The sequence below is a fragment of the Acidovorax sp. GW821-FHT09A11 genome (genome assembly GCF_059418365.1).
The window spans coordinates 77,044-95,539 of the sequence record NZ_JBWKPS010000009.1 but is presented as its reverse complement, the minus strand read 5'-3'; the positions used below and the strand labels follow the sequence as shown (position 1 = coordinate 95,539).

The window sequence follows — 18,496 nt, the reverse complement described above, 5'->3', positions numbered from 1 at the left end:
TAGAATCATCCATTCTATGAAACGTGCTTTCACCCTACTGGGCCTGCTGGCCTGCCTCTCGTCCGGGGCTGCCTTCGCGGCAACCACCCCGGTATCCCAACCCTCCGATGCGCCTTCTTCCACGCCGTCCACCACGGCCTCTGGCGCGCAGCAGTTCACCCTGAGGAACGGCATGCAGCTCATCGTGCAGCCCGACCGGCGCGCCCCCACGGCGGTGCACATGGTCTGGGTGCGCGTGGGCTCCATGGACGAAGTGGACGGCACCACGGGCGTGGCGCACGTGCTCGAGCACATGCTGTTCAAGGGCACCAAGACGTTGCCGCCGGGCGAGTTCTCGCGCCGCGTGGCCGCCCTGGGCGGGCGGGAGAACGCGTTCACCAGCCGCGACTACACGGGCTACTACCAGCAGATCCCGTCCAGCCGGCTCGAAGACGTGATGAAGCTCGAATCCGACCGGTTCGCCCACAACCACTGGCCGGATGAAGAGTTCAAGAAGGAGCTGGAGGTGGTGAAGGAAGAGCGCCGCCTGCGCACCGAGGACCAGCCCCGCGCCATGCTGGCCGAGCAGCTGTTTGCCGCCACCTTCACCGCGTCGCCCTACCGTCGCCCCATCGTGGGCTGGATGAGCGACCTCGATGCCATGACGCCGAACGACGCGCGCGCCTTCTACCGCCAGTGGTACACGCCCACCAATGCCGTGGTGGTGGTGGCGGGCGACGTGGACCCCGTGCAGGTGCGGGCCCTGGCCGAAAAATACTACGGCGGCATCCCCGCCCATGCGCTGCCCGAGCGCAAGCCGCGCGCCGAGCCCGCGCAGCAGGGCCTGCGCCGCATCGCCGTCAAGGCGCCGGCCGAGCAGGCGTATGTGGCGCTGGCCTTTCGCACCCCCAGCCTTGACCGCGTGGAAAACCTCACCGACACCGACCGCGATGCCCTCGCGCTGATGGTGCTGTCGGCGGTGTTCAGCGGCTACGACGGCGCACGGCTCGACCGTGCGCTCACCCAGGGCGAGAACCGCGTGGCCGACAGCGCCAACAGCAGCGCCATGGTCACGGGGCGCGGCCCCAGCCTGTTCATGCTCAGCGGCGTGCCCGCCGCGGGCAAGACGGCCCAGCAAGTCGAAGACGCCCTGCGCGCCGAGGTGGCCCGCGTGGCCCAGGGTGGCGTGAGCGAGGCCGAACTCGCGCGCGTCAAGACGCAGTGGATCGCCTCCACCGTGTACGAGCGCGACTCGGTGATGAACCAGGCGCAGGAGCTGGGCGGCAACTGGGTGCAGGGTTTTCCGCTCGACGCCAATGAACGCCTGCTGGAGCTGCTGCGCACCGTGACGCCCGCCCAGGTGCAGGCCGTGGCCGCCAGGTATTTTGGCGACGACCAGCTCACCGTGGCCACCTTGCTGCCACAGCCCCTGGATGCCCCCCGCGCCCGCCCCACGCTGCCGCCCGGCGCCGTGATCCGTTGAACCCGCCCTGGGCCCCTTGCACATGATTACTATCAAAAATATAGCTGCTCGCGCTTTGTTGATAAGCGCTGGAGTGGTTTTTTATTCAAACTCTGCCTGGGCGTTGCTGCCCATCCAGCACTGGACGGAACCCAGCGGCGCCAAGGTCTACCTGGTCGAAAGCCCCGTCATCCCCATGGTGGACGTGCAGATCGACTTTGACGCCGGCAGCCGCCGCGACCCGGCGGGGCAGGCGGGCCTGGCCAGTGCCATGGCCGCCATGGCCAGCAAGGGCGTGAAGGCCCTGGGCAACGAGCCCGCGCTGGACGAGAACGGCCTGGGCGAGGCCTGGGCCGACCTGGGCGCGAACTTCGAGGCCGGCGCCGAGAACGATGCGCTGCACTACTCGCTGCGATCGCTCACCGACCCGCCGCTGCTCGACAAGGCCGCCCGCCTGGCCGCGCGCCAGATCGGCGAGCCCAGCTGGCCCGCCGACGTGTGGCCGCGCGACCGCGCCCGCTGGATCGCCAGCCTGAAGGAGGCCAACACACGCCCCGCCACCGTGGCGGGGTATGCATTCGCCTCGGCGGTGTACGGCAGCCACCCGTATGGCGTGCGCACCACCGAAGACACGCTGATGCGCATCAACGTGGCGGACATGCAGGCGTTCCATGCCCAGCACATCGCTGCCTGCCGCGCCAAGGTGAGCATCGTGGGCGCCGTGTCGCGCGCGCAGGCCCAGGCGCTGGTCGCCACGCTGCTGTCGCGCCTGCCCGCTGCGTCGGGCTGCGCGCCGCTGCCGCCCGTGGGCGAGATCAGCGCGCTGGCCGCGCCGGTGGAGCAGAACGTCCCCTTCACCTCGGCCCAGGCCCATGTGCTCATCGGCCAGCCGGGCTTCCAGCGCCGCGACCCGGACTTCCTCGCGCTGCTGGTGGGCAACCACATCCTGGGCGGCGGCGGTTTTGTCTCGCGCCTGACCAGCGAGGTGCGTGAAAAGCGCGGCCTCAGCTACAGCGTCTACAGCTACTTCGCCGCCGGCATGCATGCGGGTGCCTTCACCGTGGGCCTGCAGACCCGCCCCGACCAGGCGGCCCAGGCCCTGAAGGTCTCGCGCGACGTGATCGCGCGCTTCGTGGCCGAAGGCCCCACCGAGGCCGAACTGCGTGCGGCCAAGGACAACCTCATCGGCGGCTTCGCGCTGCGCATCGACAGCAACAAGAAACTCCTGGGCAACGTGGCCAACATCGCCTGGAACGAACTGCCGCTGGACTACCTGGACCAGTGGTCCAGGAAGGTGGAGGCCCTGACCGTGGCCGACGTGCGCGCCGCCATGGCCCGGAAGCTGCAACCCGAGCGCATGGTGACCGTGGTGGTGGGGGGCAAGCCATGAGCCGCTCGACCCTGAAAACCACCGCCATCAACGCCGAGATCCGCAAGGCACAGGAGGCCGCTGCGGCCACCCCCCCGGCGGCCGCCACCGGCAAAAAGGGCGCGCCCAAGGACAAGGCGGCCCCAGCCGCCGCGCCCAAGGGCGCGGGCGAAATCCGCATCATCGGCGGGCTGTGGAAGCGCACCCGCCTGCCCGTGGCCCAGCGCCCCGGCCTGCGCCCCACGCCCGACCGCGTGCGCGAGACCCTGTTCAACTGGCTCGGCCAGGACCTGGCGGGCTGGCGCTGCCTGGACGCCTTCGCGGGCACCGGCGCCCTGGGGCTGGAGGCCGCATCACGCGGTGCCAGCGCCGTGCAGCTGGTGGAAAGCGACGCCGCCCTGGTGGCCCAGCTGAACACCCTGCAGCAGCGCCTGCAGGCCACCGCCGTGCGCGTGCAGCGTGGCGACGGCATCGCCGCCCTCAAGCAGGCCGCGCCCGCCAGCATCGACCTGGTGCTGCTGGACCCGCCGTTCGACAGCGACCTGTTCGGCGCCGCCCTGCAGGCCGCCGCCAAGGCGGTGGCCGCCGATGGATTCGTGTACCTCGAGGCACCGCGCGCCTGGGCCGATGAAGAGCTGGCGCCCTGGGGGCTGGCGCTGCACCGCCACCTCAAGGCGGGTGCGGTGCACGCCCACCTGCTGCGGCGCGGCGCCTGAAGCCTCCGCCTGGCGCCGCCAGGCCTTTCAGGCCGGAGCCCAGGCCGCACACCCGCGCGCCGCCGGGGCGCCGCCACGCCCGCCGGGGACAGGGGCGCGAACGTCCATGTTGCAGTGCACTGCATAATGCGCCCACGCGGCCCGCCAGGTGGGGCCAACGACCCTTCCGCCAGACAGGAGACAACCAGCCATGGCCCAGAACGTGCTCGCCGTATACCCCGGAACCTTCGACCCCATCACGCTGGGCCATGAAGACGTGGTACGCAGGGCCACCCAGTTGTTCGAACGCGTGATCGTGGCCGTGGCGGCGGGCCACCACAAGAAGACCCTGTTCACCCTGGAAGAGCGGATCGACATGGTCCGCGAGGCGGTCAAGGGCTACCCCCAGGTGCAGGTCGAGGCCTTCTCGGGCCTGCTGCGCGACTTCGTGGTGGAGCGCGGCGGCAAGGCCATGGTGCGCGGCCTGCGCGCCGTGACCGACTTCGACTACGAGTTCCAGCTCGCGGGCATGAACCGCAGCCTGATGCCGCAGGTGGAAACCGTGTTCCTCACCCCCAGCGACAAGTACCAGTTCATCAGCAGCACCTTCGTGCGCGAGATCGCCGTGCTGGGTGGCGAAGTGCACAAGTTCGTGTCGCCCTCGGTGCAGGAGCGGCTGGCCGAGAAGGTGCGCACCCTCACGCCACCGTGATCGATCTGGGCCATTCGGGCCCTGGTGCTTGATGGACAAGCGCTGAGTGCTATTGATTGAATAGCACTATGTTCTGGCTGCGCCGCCCGTTCATGGCAGCGCCCGGAACTGGCGGGCCACATCCACCGCCTCGGCCTGGAGCGCCTCCAGCATGGGCGCCACCTCGGGCAGGGGCGGGCGGTACAGCGGCAGCACGCACGCCACGCTGAACGGGATCGAAAACGCCAGCCGCCGCACCACCAGCCGGCCGCCGGAGCCGGCCGCCGCCAGGGCGGTCAGCGGGTTGACGATGGCCAGTCCCAGGCCGTGTTCCACCATCGCGCACACGGCGGCGGCGCTGTGGGTTTCCATGCGCAGGGTGCGCGGCACGGCGGCTTGCGCAAAACGCGCGTCGATGAGGCGGCGGTAGGGGTCGTCGGCCGACAGGCTCACGAAGGGCTGGTCCGCAAAATCCTCCAGATGCAGCACGGGCCGGCGCGCCAGGAGGTGGTCCGCCGGCACCACGGCCACTTCATCCAGGGTCAGCAGCACCTCGGCGCGCGTGCCCGGCGGGGCGGCGGCCTGCTCGCACAGGCCCAGGTCAAAGCGCTGGGCGCTCATCCATTCCTCCAGCAGCGGGGACTCCTGCGGCGTGACCGACAGGCGCGCGTGCGGGTGTGCCTGCAACAGCCGCGCCGCCGCGCCCGGCAGCAGGGCGTGCGCCAGCGCGGGCAGGCACAGCACCGACAGCTGCACGGCATCGGGGCGGCCCAGCGCCACGGCGCGGTCCACCACGCGCTCCAGGCCCTGCCAGGAGCGCTGCACCTCGTCCCACAGCGCGAGCGCGCGCGCGTTGGCCCGCAGCCGCCCTTGCATGCGCTCGAACAGCGCATAGCCCAGCAGCGATTCCAGGCGCGCGAGTTCGCGGCTCACGGTGGGCTGCGAACTGTGCAGCAGGCTGGCCGCGCCGGTCGCGCTGCCCGCGGCCATCACGGCGCGGAACACTTCGATGTGCCGGTGGGTGATGCGGCGGGCCAGGGGGGAGATGGCGGCATCGGTCATGGATAGAGCATATCCAGAATGAATGGATGCTGTAAATCAAGGCATTCGACCAAATGGCGGGAAGGAGGCATCATCCAGCCTTCACACCGCATCCTGCCTTGGGAATCCGCATGTCCAACCCTTTCTCCCCCGCCCAGCTCTGGGCCCTGGCCGACCAGTTCGGCACCCCGCTGTGGGTGTACGACGCGGCCACCATCCGCCAGCGCATCGCGCAGGTGTCCAATTTCGAGACCGTCCGCTTCGCGCAGAAGGCCTGTTCCAACATCCACATCCTGAAGCTCATGCGCGAGCAGGGCGTGAAGGTGGACGCCGTCTCGCGCGGCGAGATCCTGCGCGCGCTGGCGGCGGGCTATGTGGCCGGCGGAGAGCCGTCGGAGATCGTCTTCACCGCCGACCTGTTCGACGCCGCCACGCTCGACTGCGTGGTGGAGCACGGCGTGCCGGTCAACGCGGGCTCCATCGACATGCTGCACCAGCTGGGCGCGCGTTCGCCCGGCCATGGCGTGTGGCTGCGCATCAACCCCGGCTTCGGCCACGGCCACAGCAACAAGACCAACACGGGCGGCGAGCACAGCAAGCACGGCATCTGGCACACCGACCTGCCCGCGGCGCTGGCCGCCATCGCGCAGCACGGCCTCCAGCTCGTGGGCCTGCACATGCACATCGGCTCGGGCGTGGACTACAGCCACCTGGCGGAAGTCTGCGGCGCCATGGTGGGTCTGGTGCGCACCACCCACGCGGCCGGGCACGACCTGCATGCCATCTCGGCCGGCGGCGGCCTGTCCATTCCCTACCGCAGCGGGGACCCGGTGGTCGACACGCAGCACTACCACGGCCTGTGGGACGCCGCGCGCCAGCAGGCCGAGGCGGTGGTGGGCCACAAGCTGGGCCTGGAGATCGAACCGGGCCGCTACCTGGTGGCCGAATCCGGCGTGCTGCTGGGCGAGGTGCGGGCCGCCAAGAACGCGGGCAACAACCGCTTCGTGCTGGTCGATACGGGGTTCAATGAGTTGATGCGCCCCTCGATGTACGGCAGCTTCCACGCGATGGAGCTGCTGCGCCGCGATGGCACCACCGCCGCCGCCCAGCCCACCGTCGTGGCCGGGCCGCTGTGCGAATCGGGCGACGTGTTCACGCAGGGCGATGGCGGCGTGGTGCTGCCGCGCGACCTGCCGGCCGCGCAGGTCGGCGACCTGCTGGTGATCCACGACACGGGCGCGTATGGCGCCTCGATGTCCTCCAACTACAACACGCGCCCGCTGATCGCGGAGGTGCTGGTGGACGGCGGCCAGGCGCGCCTGATCCGCCGCCGCCAGACGGTGGACGAGCTGCTGGCGCTGGAGCTGGGACTGTAGAAGGCTGGCGCGGCCGCCGCGCGCAGCGGCCGGGACGGCGGTGCGAAGGATGGGAATGAAAGACGGCGGCGCCTTTGCGGCGCGGCCCGCGCCGACACCTGGTAGGCACGGGACTACGGCCACGCGCAGCGCTGGCGCACAGGGCGGGGGGAGGCGGGGCCCTAAGGTAGAGCCATCCACATTTCTTCATCCCTTCAAGGAGATCACCATGCCTATCATCTTGTGGCTGCTCGGCGTCCCGCTGTCGGTTGTTCTGTTGCTCATGCTGTTTGGCGTGTTCTGACCTCTGCACCATCCATGTAAAAAGCCGCGTGCGCCCCAGGGCGCACGCGGCTTTTGTTTTGCGATAAGGGTGTGCGGCGCTGGGGGCGGTACGGCCGGCCCTTGCCGGGCAGGCGCCTGCCGCGCGCCGTTCGACTACACCAGTTCGGCCGCGGGCCCCCGGCCCATCAGCGCCGCCACGGCGTCCGCGGGCTGGATCTGGCCGTCCAGCAGCGCCACCGCGGCGCGGGTGATGGGCATGTCCACCCCCAGCATGGCGGCCCGCTGCGCCACGGTGCGGGCGCTGTAGACGCCTTCCGCCACGTGGCCCAGCGACTCCACCGCCTGCGCCAGGGTGCGGCCCTGCGCCAGCAGCATGCCCACGCGGCGGTTGCGCGACAGGTCGCCGGTGGCGGTCAGGACCAAGTCGCCCAGGCCCGACAGGCCCATGAAGGTGTCGGGCCGCGCGCCGAGCGCCAGCCCCAGCCGGGTCATTTCGGCCAGGCCGCGCGTGATGAGGGCGGCACGGGCGTTGAGCCCGAGCGCCAGGCCGTCGCACAGGCCCGTGGCGATGGCCAGCACGTTCTTCACGGCGCCACCCACTTCCACGCCCACGATGTCCTCGTTGGCGTACACCCGCACGCTGGGGCTGTGGAACGCGCCGACCAGCGCGTCCCGCACCCGCGCATGCGGGCTGGCCGCCACCAGCGCGGTGGGCTGGCCCAGCGCCACTTCCTGCGCAAAGCTCGGACCGCTGAATACACCTGCTATTAAATCAGGAGCTACTTGCGCTTGTACTTCATGTGCCAGCAGCCCAAAGGATGCCGAACCGGCACCGGGAGGCATCGCCTCGAAGCCCTTGCACAGCCAGGCCACGGGCGCCGTGCATCCCCGCAGCGCCTGCAGCATGCCGCGCAGCGCCGCCATGGGCGTGGCCACGATGACGAGGTCGGCATCCGGCAGCAATGCGCCAAAGTGGCCGTCGGCGATGGAGAGAGAAGGGGGAAAGTCGATGCCCGGCAGATAGCGCGCGTTCTGGCGCGCCGCGCGCATGGCGTCTGCCTGGCCCGCGTCGCGCGCCCAGAGCGTGACCGCATGGCCGGCAGGGTGCTGGGCCGCGCTCATGGCGAGGGCGGAACCCCAGGCACCGGCACCCAATACTATGATTTTCATAGCTGCTTGCGCTTATTCATCAGGCGCTGGAGGCCAAAAAGTCTTTGATTCGATGATCTCCGCGCTACGCCTCGCCCGCGGCCCCTGCCAGCGGCGCGGCCCAGGCGGGGTAGCCGCGGAACTGGCTTTGCCAGGCCGTTGGCCGCGTCCCCCTCCCGAGCGCGCAGCGCGACGAGAAAGGGGGAAGGCGCGAAGCGCCTCAGGGGGCTCTTCTTATTGCGTGATGATGGGCGAAGCCTGGCCGGCGGCCTGGGCTTGCTGCTGCTCGTACATGGCCTGGAAGTTGATTTCGGCCAGGTGCACGGGCGGGAAGCCGGCGCGGTTGATCAGGTCGGCCACGTTGCCGCGCAGGTAGGGGTACACGATCTGCGGGCAGGCGATGCCCATGATCGGGCCCATCTGGTCTTCCGGCACGTTGCGGATCTCGAAGATGCCGGCCTGCTTGGCTTCGACCAGGAACACGGTCTTGTCCTTGATCTTGGTCTGCACGGTGGCGGTCACGGCCACTTCGAAGATGCCTTCGGCCACGGGCGTGGCTTCCACGCCCAGCTGGATGTCGACGTTCGGCTGCTCTTGCTCCAGCAGGATGCCGGGGGAATTGGGCTGCTCGAGCGACATGTCCTTGAGGTAGACGCGCTGGATCTGGAACACGGGATTTTCTTGGTCGGCCATGGTGAAGTCTCTTTGCTCTAACGGAATTTCTAGCAAAACAAAACCCGCCCGGGAAAAGCTCCCGCAGCGGGCACATGGGGCTGCATTATGCAGCGCCCGCGGTGGGGGTCAGGCGGCGCCCAGCAAGGGCATGAGCTCGCCGCGGCTGTCCAGCGCCACCAGATCATCGTGGCCGCCCACATGGGTTTCACCGATGTAGATCTGCGGCACCGTGCGGCGGCCGGTGATCTCCATCATGTGGACGCGCGCGGCGGGGTCGGTGTCGATGCGGATTTCCTCGATCTGCTCCACGCCCTTGGACTTGAGGATCTGCTTGGCCCGGATGCAGTAGGGGCAGACGGCGGTGGTGTACATCTTCACGGGTTGCATGGCGGACCTTCCTCTTTCTTCCTGTGGGGCTAAAAATCAGTGGCAAGACTATCGCGGACCCAATAACTGGGGGCGGATCAGGCTTTTTCCACAGGCAGGCTGGCTTCGCGCCAGGCCTTCAGGCCACCAGCGAGCGACTGGGCGTTCTCGTAGCCCAGCTTCTTGGCAATGGCCACCGCGCGGTTGGCGCGGGCGCCGCTCGCGCAGACCAGCACCACGGGCAGCGCCTTGTTCTTGACCACCGTGGGCAGGCGCTCTTCGAGCTGGCCCAGGGGCACGTTCCTGGCACCGTTCACATGGCCGGCGGCGAATTCCTCGGTCTCGCAGACGTCGATGACCACCGCTTTTTCGCGGTTGATGAGCTGCACGGCCCGCGCGGGTGTCAGCGAGCCGCCACTGGCGTTCTTGAGGACCGGCCACAGCAACATGCCGCCCGAAGCCAGTGCAACAAAGATCAGATACCAGTTGTCGATAATGAATTTCACGAAGATTCCTTGGGTTGGCGAACGGCGTAATTCTAGAATGCTGGGTTTTGGCCCGCATTTCTTTGACCCGCCTTTCCTGGGGAAACCATGTACAAACTCGTCCTGATCCGCCACGGCGAATCCACCTGGAACCTTGAAAACCGCTTTACCGGCTGGACCGATGTCGACCTCACGCCCACGGGAGTTTCCCAGGCCATGTCCGCCGGCAAGCTGCTCAAGGCCGAGGGCTATGAGTTCGATCTGGCCTTCACCAGCGTGCTCAAGCGTGCCATCCACACCCTCTGGTACACGCTGGACGAGATGGACTGCACCTGGCTGCCGGTCGTCAAGGACTGGCGCCTGAACGAGCGCCACTACGGCGCCCTGCAGGGCCTGAACAAGGCCGACATGGCCAAGCAATATGGCGACGAGCAGGTGCTGGTCTGGCGCCGCAGCTACGACACGCCCCCGCCGGCCCTGGAGGCCACGGACCCCCGCAGCGAGCGTGGCGACCGCCGCTACGCCGCGCTGGCCGAGGGCAGCGTGCCACTGACGGAATGCCTCAAGGACACCGTGGCGCGCGTGCTGCCCTTCTGGAACGACGCGATGGCGCCGGCCATCCGCTCGGGCAAGCGCGTGGTGCTGGCCGCGCACGGCAACTCCATCCGGGCGCTCGTCAAGTACCTCGACGGCATCTCCGAGTCCGACATCGTCGGCCTGAACATTCCCAACGGGATTCCACTGGTATATGAACTCGACGCCGACCTGAAACCCATCCGCCACTACTATCTGGGTGACGCGGAAGCGGCCGCCAGGGCCGCGGCCGCCGTGGCATCGCAGGGCAAGGCGTAAAGCTCGCGTAAAGACGGGGAAAACCCGCCATCTTCTCCTGCCAAAGTGAGTGCCCGTGCGGAACCGCGGCGGGTTCGGCCCTTCCAAGGTGTATATTGATTCGAAGCGGTAAAAGGTGTTGTATGGGCCACAAACTTAAAATTGCAGGATGGGTGTCGGTGGGGGTGGTGGCCGGAGCGCTCACCACGGTGTCCCTGCAGACGGTGGCGCGCGGCGCCATGACGCCACTGCCCCTGGAGGAAATCCAGCAGCTGTCGGCGGTGTTCGGCCTGGTGAAGACCGACTATGTCGAGCCGGTGGACGACAAGAAGCTCATCACCGACGCCATCTCGGGCATGGTCGCCAGCCTGGATCCGCACTCCCAGTATTTCGACAAGAAGTCCTTCAAGGAATTCCGCGAGGGCACGTCGGGCCGCTTCGTGGGCGTGGGCATCGAGATCACCCAGGAAGACGGGCTCATCAAGGTCGTCTCGCCCATCGAGGGGTCCCCGGCGTTTCGCGCCGGCCTCAAGACCAACGACCTGATCACCAAGATCGACGAAACGGCGGTCAAGGGGCTGTCGCTCAACGACGCCGTCAAGCGCATGCGCGGCGAGCCCAACACCAAGGTCACGCTCACCATCTTCCGCAAGGACGAGAACCGCTCGTTCCCGGTGACGATCACGCGCGAAGAGATCAAGACCCAGTCCGTCAAGGGCAAGGTGGTGGAGCCCGGATACGCCTGGATCCGCCTGTCGCAGTTCCAGGAGCGCACGGTCGATGACTTCGTGCGCAAGGTGGAGGAGGTCTACAAGCAGGACCCCAACCTCAAGGGCCTGGTGCTGGACCTGCGCAACGATCCCGGTGGCCTGCTGGACGCGGCCGTGGCCGTCTCGGCGGCGTTTTTGCCGGAGAACGTCACGGTGGTCACGACCAACGGCCAGCTGGCGGACAGCAAGGCGACCTACAAGGCATCGCCGGACTACTACCAGCGCCGTGGCGGCGGCGACCCGCTGCGCCGCCTTCCCCCGGCCCTCAAGTCCGTGCCCCTGGTGGTGCTGGTGAACGAAGGCTCGGCATCCGCCAGCGAGATCGTGGCCGGCGCGCTGCAGGACCACAAGCGCGCCACCATCATGGGCAGCCAGACGTTCGGCAAGGGGTCGGTGCAGACGGTGCGTCCCCTGGGGCCTGATACCGGCATCAAGCTGACCACGGCACGCTACTACACGCCGAGCGGCAAATCGATCCAGGCCAAGGGCATCGTGCCCGACGTGATGATCGACGAGTCCGAGGAGGGCAACATCTTTGCGGCCCTGCGCATGCGCGAGGCCGACCTCGACAAGCACCTGGGCAGCGGCCAGGGCGAGGAAAAGAAGGACGAGGCCCGTGAAAAGGCCCGCGAGGATGCGCGCAAGCGCATGGAGGACGAGGCCAAGAAGCCTGCTTCCGACCGCAAGGCGCCCGAATTCGGTTCGGACAAGGACTTCCAGCTGGTGCAGGCGCTGAACCAGCTCAAGGGCCGCTCCGTGCTGGTCAGCAAGACCTTGACGGAACGCAAGGAAGAAAAGAAAGAGAATTGAGCTTTCTTTCGCTCGTGGTCTGATCGGCTCCAAGCCGGATTCCAGCGGAATCCGGCTTTTCCTTTTGTGCCTTTGACTTTGCCCTTGGCTGTGTTCACTTTTCTGCTTGAGATTCCTTCATGACCGACGACCAGCTCCTGCGGTACTCGCGCCACATCCTGCTCGATGAGATGGGCATCGAAGGGCAGGAGCGGGTGCTGGCGGCGCATGCCCTCATCATCGGCGCGGGCGGCCTGGGTTCGCCCGCCGCGCTGTACCTTGCCTCCGCTGGCGTCGGGCACATCACGCTGGTGGACGACGATGTGGTCGACCTCACCAACCTGCAGCGGCAGATCGCCCACACCACGGCGCGGGTCGGGCAGCCCAAGGTGGCCTCCGCGGCCGCCGCCATGGCTGCCATCAATCCCGGGGTACGGGTCACGGCGCTTCAGGCGCGGGCCGATGCCGGCGTGCTGGATGCGCTCGTGCGCGAAGCCACCGTGGTGCTCGATTGCAGCGACAACTACGCCACGCGCCACGCCATCAACGCGGCGTGCGTCGCCCATGCCAAGCCGCTGGTCGCGGGGGCGGTGATCCGGTTCGACGGGCAGATCACGGTGGTCGATCCACGTGCCGCGCAATCCCCCTGCTATGCCTGCATCTTCCCCCCGGAGGCCGAATTCGAGGAGGTGGCCTGTTCGACCATGGGCGTGTTCGCTCCGCTGGTGGGGGTGGTCGGGGCGATGCAGGCGGCGGAGGCGCTCAAGCTGCTGGCCGGCATCGGCACTTCGCTGGCTGGCCGCCTGCTCATGCTGGACGGCCGGTCCATGGAGTGGAGCACCATGCATGTAGGGCGCGCACCCGGCTGCCCCGTGTGTGTTGCGCGGTAGGATTCCTCCTACAACCGCCGCGTGTGGCGGCTGGCAGAATCACGGCATCACAGCATCTAAATTCGAGGCTCGATCAGCGCAACTGTGCACCGGTCGCGAAACTGGACCCCTTCCGTGAAACTCCGCACCTATATCGTTGAAGACAACGCGACCATCCGTGAGAACCTGATTGGTACTCTCGAAGAGTTGGCGTCCGTAGAGGCGGTAGGAGTGGCGGAGACGGAAGACGAAGGCAAGAGCTGGCTGGCCGCGAACAGCGGGCAGTGGGACCTGGCCATCGTGGACCTGTTCCTGCGCCAGGGCAGCGGCCTGGGGGTGCTGGCGGCCTGCCGCGACCGCAAGCCTGGCCAGAAGATGGTGGTGCTCAGCAACTATGCGACACCCGACGTGCGCATGCGCTGTGCGCAGCTGGGCGTGGACGCGGTGTTCGACAAATCCAATGAAATCGACGCGCTGGTGGACTACTGCATCCAGCACAGCGGCCCCGTGCCCCTGGACTCCAACCCCCCCATGCCGGCATCTGGCCAAGCTGCGTGAACCCGCCGCGGCGGGGCTGCACGCCGGGTCCAGGCTTCACACCTGAACCTCCATGCCCCGCCGGACCCGAATCATGACCCCGGACTGAGGCCACTGTTCCATGTCAGTCAATCAGGCGGTTCTTGAGCGCGTAGTAGGTCAGATCGCTGTTGGAGGACAGGCTCATCTTTTCCATCAGACGCGTCCGGTAGGTGCTCACCGTCTTGACGCTCAACGACAAGGCCTTGGCGATGTCGCCCGCCGTCTCGCCCTTGGCAAGCTTGAGGAACACCTGGAACTCGCGCTCCGACAGCTGCTCGTGCGGCGGGGCGTCGTCCTTGCGGTTGAGCTGCTGGGCCAGCAGTTCGGCCACGGCGGGCGTGAGGTAGCGCCGGCCCAGCGCGATGGTGCGGATCGCTTCCACGATTTCCGAGGGCTCGCATTCCTTGTTCAGGTAACCGCTCGCGCCCTGGCGGATCAGGTTGATCGCGTAGTGTTCTTCGGGATAGCCGCTCAGGATCAGGATGCCCATGTCCGGCGCCTTGGCGCGCAGCATGGCCAGCGCATCCAGCCCGCTCTGGCCGGGCATCGACAGGTCCATCAGCAGCACGTCGATTTCCTTGTTGCGCACGAGGTCGATGGCTTCGCGGCCGTTGGCGGCCTCGCCCTCCACCCGCAGATCCACGTGCTCCGACAGAAATTGCCGCAGCCCGGAACGAACAATCGCGTGGTCATCCACAATGCCAATCTTGATCATCGATCTTTCTTTCGCAGGGCGGTGGTGCCGCGCCTGATGTTTGTTGGTTGCACAGGTTCTTCGGCATGCCACACCCTGATGGGGTGTGGCGGCGGCCGGGTCCTCAGACATTATCCAGAATACCGCGTATGAGCCTCAAAGAAAACACCCGCATCTGGCTTCCCAAGGTTCGCAAGATGGCGTTGAGCCTGCCGATGGCGCTGCTGGCGGCCATGGTGCTGGTGGGGATCAATGAAACGGGGCACATGCGTTCGCAGGATGCGGTCGAGCAGATGACGCACGGCCAGAACACGCGCAAGGCCGTCAATACCCTGCTGCAGAGCATGCTGGACGCGGAGACAGGCCAGCGCGGCTACCTGCTCACCGGCAACGAGACCTACCTGGAGCCCTACGACAAGGCCGTGGCCAGCGTGCAGACCAATCTGGACGGGTTGCGCGAACTGTTCATGGATGCCCCCGACGACATGCAGGAGTTCGCACTGCTGTCGCGGCAGATCTCCCGCAAGCTGGCGGAGATGGAGCTGAGCCTGCGCCTGCGCCGGCAGGGCAATGAGGACGCCTGGAAATTCATCCTGCACACCGACGTGGGCAAGGAGCACATGGAGGCGATCCGCAAGCATGCGCTGGAGCTGATCGCGCGCAGCGACCGGCATGTCAAGCAGGGCCAGGAGCAGATCGAGCAATCGCTCATGCTGTCGCGCATCGGCATCGCCACGGTCACCGTCATCGGGCTGCTCGCGTTCTACATGTACCTGCGCCAGGCGCAGGCGCTGCAGGTGGTCAACCTGCGCGAGCAGGCCCTGCTCGAGCGCGAGCGGGATCGCCTGGAGGGACTCGTGAGGGACCGCACCGCAACGCTTTCCGAACTGGCCAACCACCTGCAGCAGGTGCGCGAAGAGGAGCGAGGGCACCTCGCGCGCGAGCTGCACGATGAACTCGGCGCGCTGCTCACGGCGGCCAAGCTGGACGTCGCGCGGCTCAAGTCCAAGATCGATGCCACCGTGCCCGAGGTGGCGGAGCGGCTCAAGCACCTGACCGAAACGCTCAACAGCGGCATCGCGCTCAAGCGGCGCATCATCGAGGACCTGCGGCCTTCATCGCTCTCCAACCTCGGGCTGACCGCGGCCATTGAAATCCTCACGCGCGAATATGCCGAGCGCGCCGGCATCGAGGTGGAGACCAGCCTGGAGGCGGTGCAGTTGCCCGATGCCTCGCAGCTCACGGTGTATCGCATGGTCCAGGAGGCCCTGACCAACATCGGAAAGTACGCGAAGGCCAGCAAGATCCTGGTGTCGGTGCATGGCTATCCCACCCATGTGGCGGTGCAGGTGCGCGACGACGGCGTCGGCTTCGACCCGGCGACGGTGCGCCCCACGTCGCATGGCCTGTCCGGCATGCGCCACCGCGTGGAGTCCGCGGGCGGCCGGCTGTCGATCACCTCGCGCGCGGGCAGCGGCACCCTGGTCTCCGCGGTGCTGCCGCTGCAGCACCGCTCCGCTGACGCGCCCAAGCCCCCCGCCCTGGACGTGTGACGCCTCCGCAGCGCGGTGCATCCGCGGGGGCGTGGTGCCCTCGCCAAGCCTTCTTCCAGCCCTTCTTCCATCCGATTGGCCTCGCGCACGCGGTACCGCCGACGTACCCGCCTCTCGGGGCCTCTAGCTCTTTTCGTCTTTTTTGCATCCGCTGCCCGGGCGTGCCCAGGCGGGGGATGCGCGCTGCATGTCACCCGTGCGCGGGCGGCAGGGCTTCGTCCTACAGCGGGCGCGCTGCACCGCCGACAGGCCCGCGCGCCAGGGACCGGCATCTTTGAAGCGGCAGGCTTCCTACAGTGGACCCCAGGCGCTGAATTTCTTGTGCCCTGACCCGCCGGCACACACCGGCCCCTACAAAAGGAGAAGGAAATGTTGCATTACGCAGTTGTTTTTCTGGTGATCGCGTTGATTGCAGCCCTTTTCGGCTTCGGCGGCATTGCTGCCGGGGCCGTGGGCATCGCCAAGATTCTGTTCTTTGTCTTCGTGATCATGGCTGTCGTGACCTTTGTCCTGGGGCTGCTCAAGAAGGGCTGATGCCCGTTGCCGTGAAACCAGCCATCCCCGCATACACCATCCAAGGAGTTCCCCAATGAGTATCCAGACCGCCACCGACAAAGTTGCCAGCAGCGCCCGCCATATCGCCGACGATGTGCTGCAGAGTGCGCAAGACGCCGTACAGTCCACGCGCAATGCCGCCAACAACTCCCTGGAAAAAGCCGAAGAGGGCGTGCGCAACCTGCGCAGCCAGGCCGACCCGGTCATTGACGATCTCGCGGCCCGCGCCCAGGAACTCGCGGCACGCAGCATCGACTATTGCGCCGAAACGAGCGCGCGGGCCCGCCGCCAGATGCAGCAGGCCGCGGAGGCCACCAACAAGTACGTGGCCGAGCAGCCCGGCAAGTCGCTGGTGATCGCCGCCGCCTCGGGCGCCGCGCTGGCCACGCTGGTGCTGTGGATGTCGCGCCGCCGGCACGCCGCATACTGACCTGTCAGCCCGGCTTGCAGGTCGGCCGTTGAAGGGTGACACTTTGTCCCCACCGCGGCCGCCCCGCCAGCATCATCCATCAGGCACCAGATATCGAACCGTACAGTCCGCCGGTCGCGGAGGGTGCAACAGACCGGCAGATTGCAATTTTCCAGCACCCGCGTTCCCAAACCATTCTTCTAGAAGGACAACACCATGAAATACGCACGTGCCCTCGCTTTTGCCGCAGTCGCCGGCATCACCATCGTCACGGCCACCGGCTGTTCGGTGGCCCGCAACCAGCAGACCATGGGCTCCTATGTCGATGATGCCGGTATCACCACCGCCGTGAAGGCCAAGATGGCGGAGGACAAATCCGTCTCCGCCACCTCCATCAGCGTGGAAACGCTGAACGGCACGGTACAGCTGTCGGGCTTTGCCAAGTCGCAGACCGAGAAGAACCAGGCCGAGGCCATCGCGCGCAACACCAAGCATGTGCGCGAAGTGCGCAACAGCATTGTCGTGCGCCCCTGATCGTTGAACGGACGGCATGAACCGGGGCAGGCGGCTCGCGCCACCTGCCGGCGGGGCCAGGGAGCAGGTTCCAGGAATGACCTGGAACCTGCTCTTTTTCATTGGGAATCCCGATCCGGGCCCGGCGCCGCCTGCGGCGCGCGGCGAACCTGGCGGCCATGCCCCCACACGGACGCCCCACTGGGTATAAGCTCGGCACCATGCGCGTATTCAATTGCGACCATTGCGGTCACCTGGTGTTTTTTGACAGCGTGCAATGCCTGCACTGCGGCAGCACGCTGGCATTCCTGCCAGACCAGCTCGCCATGGCCGCCCTGGCGCCCGCGCCGCAGGACGGCCCGGGCCTGTGGCGCCGCATGGGCGAGCGCGGCACCGCGAACTACAGCGGGCGGCTGTACCGCATGTGCCACAACCACACGGAGTACCAGGCGTGCAACTTCGCGGTGCCCGCCAACGACTATGCCGACCTGTGCGCCTCGTGCCGCCAGACGCGCATCCTTCCCGACCTCTCGGAAGCCGCCAACCTGGGGCGCTGGAAGCAGATCGAGGCGGCCAAGCGCCAGCTGTTCTACACGCTGGCGCGCCTGGGGCTGGAACCCGTCCCCGGCCGGTACGGACCGGTCTTCGAATTCCTGGCGGACCTGCCCGGCGGCCCCGCGATCCTCACCGGCCATCTGGGCGGCACCATCACGCTCAACGTGGCCGAGGCGGACGACGACGAGCGTGCTCGCCGCCGCATCGCGCTGGGCGAGCCCTACCGCACGCTGATTGGCCACCTGCGGCATGAATCCGGCCATTTCTACTGGGACCAGCTGGTGCGCGATGGCGGCCGCATCGACGCCTTCCGCAATGTATTTGGCGACGAGCGGCAGGACTACGCCGCCGCGCTGGACGCGCACTACGCCCGGGGCAACGAGCTGGGCGATTGGGCCGCGCGCCATGTGAGCGCCTATGCCGCGGCCCACCCGTGGGAGGACTGGGCCGAAACCTGGGCCCACTACCTGCACATGATCGACCTGCTGGAGACGGCGGCCAGCTACCAGGCGGGCGTGACGGTGCCCGACCCGCATGCCGCCATCCGCCACCATGTCACCGACCCCTTTGCCACGCCGCGCCCCGCGTTCCAGGACATGGTGCGCCAGTGGGTGCCGCTGACCCTCATGCTCAACAGCCTGAACCGCAGCCTGGGCCAGCACGATGCCTACCCGTTCGCGCTGTCCTCCGGCGCCATGGTCAAGCTGCGTTTCGTGCACGATCTGGTGCAGGCGCAGGCCCCCCAGGGCGGCGTGCAGGCGGTGCCGTCCGAGGCGCTGTAAGCCCGCCGCGCAGCCGGTCCTGGCGTCCGCGCGGCCTCCCCGCCA

At 67.7% G+C, this 18,496-nt stretch carries 20 protein-coding genes; 14 read left to right on the top strand and 6 right to left on the bottom strand.

Annotated elements, in window-relative coordinates:
- Window positions 1-16 precede the first annotated feature (16 nt).
- The 4 genes from AC07PV_RS20380 to coaD all read left to right on the top strand — a co-directional run bounded on the left by AC07PV_RS20380 (window position 17) and on the right by coaD (window position 4,217).
- Window positions 17-1,462 (top strand): M16 family metallopeptidase, encoded by a 1,446-nt coding sequence (locus tag AC07PV_RS20380; RefSeq protein WP_369643186.1) that lies wholly within the window; start codon window positions 17-19, stop codon window positions 1,460-1,462.
- A 22-nt stretch (window positions 1,463-1,484) separates the two neighbouring features.
- A complete protein-coding gene (locus AC07PV_RS20375) occupies window positions 1,485-2,831 on the top strand; it encodes a M16 family metallopeptidase (protein ID WP_494631165.1) in 1,347 nt (448 codons plus the stop codon).
- Window positions 2,828-3,526 carry a 16S rRNA (guanine(966)-N(2))-methyltransferase RsmD gene (rsmD, locus tag AC07PV_RS20370; protein ID WP_494631164.1) on the top strand — a complete coding sequence of 233 codons (699 nt, stop codon included), beginning with the start codon at window positions 2,828-2,830 and terminating at the stop codon, window positions 3,524-3,526. Before AC07PV_RS20375 ends, rsmD begins: the two co-directional genes overlap by 4 nt.
- Before the next feature lie 190 nt (window positions 3,527-3,716).
- The gene (coaD, locus tag AC07PV_RS20365; protein ID WP_218295921.1) at window positions 3,717-4,217 is read left to right on the top strand and encodes a pantetheine-phosphate adenylyltransferase; all 501 of its coding nucleotides are present in this window, start codon (window positions 3,717-3,719) and stop codon (window positions 4,215-4,217) included.
- A 90-nt stretch (window positions 4,218-4,307) separates the two neighbouring features.
- Here the strand turns inward: coaD and AC07PV_RS20360 are convergent, their stop codons facing one another.
- Entirely contained in the window at window positions 4,308-5,258 is a 951-nt protein-coding gene (locus AC07PV_RS20360) for a LysR family transcriptional regulator (protein WP_494631163.1), read from the bottom strand.
- Window positions 5,259-5,368: 110 nt separating this feature from the next.
- Between AC07PV_RS20360 and lysA the strand changes: the two genes are divergently transcribed.
- Entirely contained in the window at window positions 5,369-6,613 is a 1,245-nt protein-coding gene (lysA, locus tag AC07PV_RS20355) for a diaminopimelate decarboxylase (RefSeq protein ID WP_492253774.1), read from the top strand.
- Window positions 6,614-7,030: 417 nt separating this feature from the next.
- On the opposite strand, the gene AC07PV_RS20350 is transcribed toward lysA, so the two are convergent.
- From AC07PV_RS20350 to AC07PV_RS20335, 4 genes are all read right to left on the bottom strand, one after another.
- Window positions 7,031-8,047, bottom strand: coding sequence for an NAD(P)H-dependent glycerol-3-phosphate dehydrogenase (locus tag AC07PV_RS20350; RefSeq protein WP_492244454.1), 1,017 nt, complete (start codon window positions 8,045-8,047; stop codon window positions 7,031-7,033).
- A 213-nt stretch (window positions 8,048-8,260) separates the two neighbouring features.
- Window positions 8,261-8,719 (bottom strand): protein-export chaperone SecB, encoded by a 459-nt coding sequence (gene secB, locus AC07PV_RS20345; RefSeq protein ID WP_218295917.1) that lies wholly within the window; start codon window positions 8,717-8,719, stop codon window positions 8,261-8,263.
- Window positions 8,720-8,827: 108 nt separating this feature from the next.
- Complete coding sequence (gene grxC, locus AC07PV_RS20340) at window positions 8,828-9,088, bottom strand: glutaredoxin 3 (protein ID WP_218295916.1); 261 nt, start codon at window positions 9,086-9,088, stop codon at window positions 8,828-8,830.
- Between the two features lie 77 nt (window positions 9,089-9,165).
- Window positions 9,166-9,573, bottom strand: coding sequence for a rhodanese-like domain-containing protein (locus tag AC07PV_RS20335; protein WP_218339557.1), 408 nt, complete (start codon window positions 9,571-9,573; stop codon window positions 9,166-9,168).
- 87 nt (window positions 9,574-9,660) lie between these two features.
- On the opposite strand from AC07PV_RS20335, the gene gpmA reads away from it, so the two are divergent.
- The 4 genes from gpmA to AC07PV_RS20315 all read left to right on the top strand — a co-directional run bounded on the left by gpmA (window position 9,661) and on the right by AC07PV_RS20315 (window position 13,369).
- Window positions 9,661-10,404: a 2,3-diphosphoglycerate-dependent phosphoglycerate mutase gene (gene gpmA, locus AC07PV_RS20330; RefSeq protein WP_218295914.1), complete on the top strand. Its 744-nt coding sequence runs from the start codon at window positions 9,661-9,663 to the stop codon at window positions 10,402-10,404.
- A 122-nt stretch (window positions 10,405-10,526) separates the two neighbouring features.
- Window positions 10,527-11,963 (top strand): S41 family peptidase, encoded by a 1,437-nt coding sequence (locus tag AC07PV_RS20325; RefSeq protein WP_218295913.1) that lies wholly within the window; start codon window positions 10,527-10,529, stop codon window positions 11,961-11,963.
- A 119-nt stretch (window positions 11,964-12,082) separates the two neighbouring features.
- Window positions 12,083-12,832: a HesA/MoeB/ThiF family protein gene (locus AC07PV_RS20320; RefSeq protein WP_218339556.1), complete on the top strand. Its 750-nt coding sequence runs from the start codon at window positions 12,083-12,085 to the stop codon at window positions 12,830-12,832.
- Between the two features lie 114 nt (window positions 12,833-12,946).
- Window positions 12,947-13,369: a response regulator gene (locus tag AC07PV_RS20315; RefSeq protein ID WP_218295911.1), complete on the top strand. Its 423-nt coding sequence runs from the start codon at window positions 12,947-12,949 to the stop codon at window positions 13,367-13,369.
- A gap of 103 nt (window positions 13,370-13,472) precedes the next feature.
- On the opposite strand, the gene AC07PV_RS20310 is transcribed toward AC07PV_RS20315, so the two are convergent.
- Window positions 13,473-14,105, bottom strand: a complete 633-nt coding sequence (locus AC07PV_RS20310; protein WP_100409415.1) for a response regulator — start codon at window positions 14,103-14,105, stop codon at window positions 13,473-13,475.
- A gap of 128 nt (window positions 14,106-14,233) precedes the next feature.
- On the opposite strand from AC07PV_RS20310, the gene AC07PV_RS20305 reads away from it, so the two are divergent.
- The 5 genes from AC07PV_RS20305 (at window position 14,234) to AC07PV_RS20285 (ending at window position 18,451) form a co-directional block, all read left to right on the top strand.
- Window positions 14,234-15,637 carry a sensor histidine kinase gene (locus AC07PV_RS20305; RefSeq protein WP_218295910.1) on the top strand — a complete coding sequence of 468 codons (1,404 nt, stop codon included), beginning with the start codon at window positions 14,234-14,236 and terminating at the stop codon, window positions 15,635-15,637.
- A gap of 369 nt (window positions 15,638-16,006) precedes the next feature.
- The gene (locus AC07PV_RS20300) at window positions 16,007-16,171 is read left to right on the top strand and encodes a DUF1328 domain-containing protein (RefSeq protein WP_010463174.1); all 165 of its coding nucleotides are present in this window, start codon (window positions 16,007-16,009) and stop codon (window positions 16,169-16,171) included.
- Between the two features lie 55 nt (window positions 16,172-16,226).
- Entirely contained in the window at window positions 16,227-16,622 is a 396-nt protein-coding gene (locus AC07PV_RS20295) for a hypothetical protein (RefSeq protein WP_218295909.1), read from the top strand.
- A gap of 195 nt (window positions 16,623-16,817) precedes the next feature.
- Entirely contained in the window at window positions 16,818-17,135 is a 318-nt protein-coding gene (locus AC07PV_RS20290; RefSeq protein ID WP_218295908.1) for a BON domain-containing protein, read from the top strand.
- Between the two features lie 200 nt (window positions 17,136-17,335).
- Window positions 17,336-18,451, top strand: coding sequence for a zinc-binding metallopeptidase family protein (locus AC07PV_RS20285; RefSeq protein WP_218295907.1), 1,116 nt, complete (start codon window positions 17,336-17,338; stop codon window positions 18,449-18,451).
- The last annotated feature ends 45 nt before the right edge of the window (window positions 18,452-18,496 follow it).

Bases quoted from the DNA above. Each gene is read 5' to 3' on its own strand.
- AC07PV_RS20380 (WP_369643186.1), top strand. From the start codon at position 17: ATGAAACGTGCTTTCACCCTACTGGGCCTGCTGGCCTGCCTCTCGTCC.
- AC07PV_RS20375 (WP_494631165.1), top strand. From the start codon at position 1,485: ATGATTACTATCAAAAATATAGCTGCTCGCGCTTTGTTGATAAGCGCT.
- rsmD (WP_494631164.1), top strand. From the start codon at position 2,828: ATGAGCCGCTCGACCCTGAAAACCACCGCCATCAACGCCGAGATCCGC.
- coaD (WP_218295921.1), top strand. From the start codon at position 3,717: ATGGCCCAGAACGTGCTCGCCGTATACCCCGGAACCTTCGACCCCATC.
- AC07PV_RS20360 (WP_494631163.1), bottom strand. From the start codon at position 5,258: ATGACCGATGCCGCCATCTCCCCCCTGGCCCGCCGCATCACCCACCGG.
- lysA (WP_492253774.1), top strand. From the start codon at position 5,369: ATGTCCAACCCTTTCTCCCCCGCCCAGCTCTGGGCCCTGGCCGACCAG.
- AC07PV_RS20350 (WP_492244454.1), bottom strand. From the start codon at position 8,047: ATGAAAATCATAGTATTGGGTGCCGGTGCCTGGGGTTCCGCCCTCGCC.
- secB (WP_218295917.1), bottom strand. From the start codon at position 8,719: ATGGCCGACCAAGAAAATCCCGTGTTCCAGATCCAGCGCGTCTACCTC.
- grxC (WP_218295916.1), bottom strand. From the start codon at position 9,088: ATGCAACCCGTGAAGATGTACACCACCGCCGTCTGCCCCTACTGCATC.
- gpmA (WP_218295914.1), top strand. From the start codon at position 9,661: ATGTACAAACTCGTCCTGATCCGCCACGGCGAATCCACCTGGAACCTT.
- AC07PV_RS20325 (WP_218295913.1), top strand. From the start codon at position 10,527: ATGGGCCACAAACTTAAAATTGCAGGATGGGTGTCGGTGGGGGTGGTG.
- AC07PV_RS20320 (WP_218339556.1), top strand. From the start codon at position 12,083: ATGACCGACGACCAGCTCCTGCGGTACTCGCGCCACATCCTGCTCGAT.
- AC07PV_RS20310 (WP_100409415.1), bottom strand. From the start codon at position 14,105: ATGATCAAGATTGGCATTGTGGATGACCACGCGATTGTTCGTTCCGGG.
- AC07PV_RS20305 (WP_218295910.1), top strand. From the start codon at position 14,234: ATGAGCCTCAAAGAAAACACCCGCATCTGGCTTCCCAAGGTTCGCAAG.
- AC07PV_RS20300 (WP_010463174.1), top strand. From the start codon at position 16,007: ATGTTGCATTACGCAGTTGTTTTTCTGGTGATCGCGTTGATTGCAGCC.
- AC07PV_RS20295 (WP_218295909.1), top strand. From the start codon at position 16,227: ATGAGTATCCAGACCGCCACCGACAAAGTTGCCAGCAGCGCCCGCCAT.
- AC07PV_RS20290 (WP_218295908.1), top strand. From the start codon at position 16,818: ATGAAATACGCACGTGCCCTCGCTTTTGCCGCAGTCGCCGGCATCACC.
- AC07PV_RS20285 (WP_218295907.1), top strand. From the start codon at position 17,336: ATGCGCGTATTCAATTGCGACCATTGCGGTCACCTGGTGTTTTTTGAC.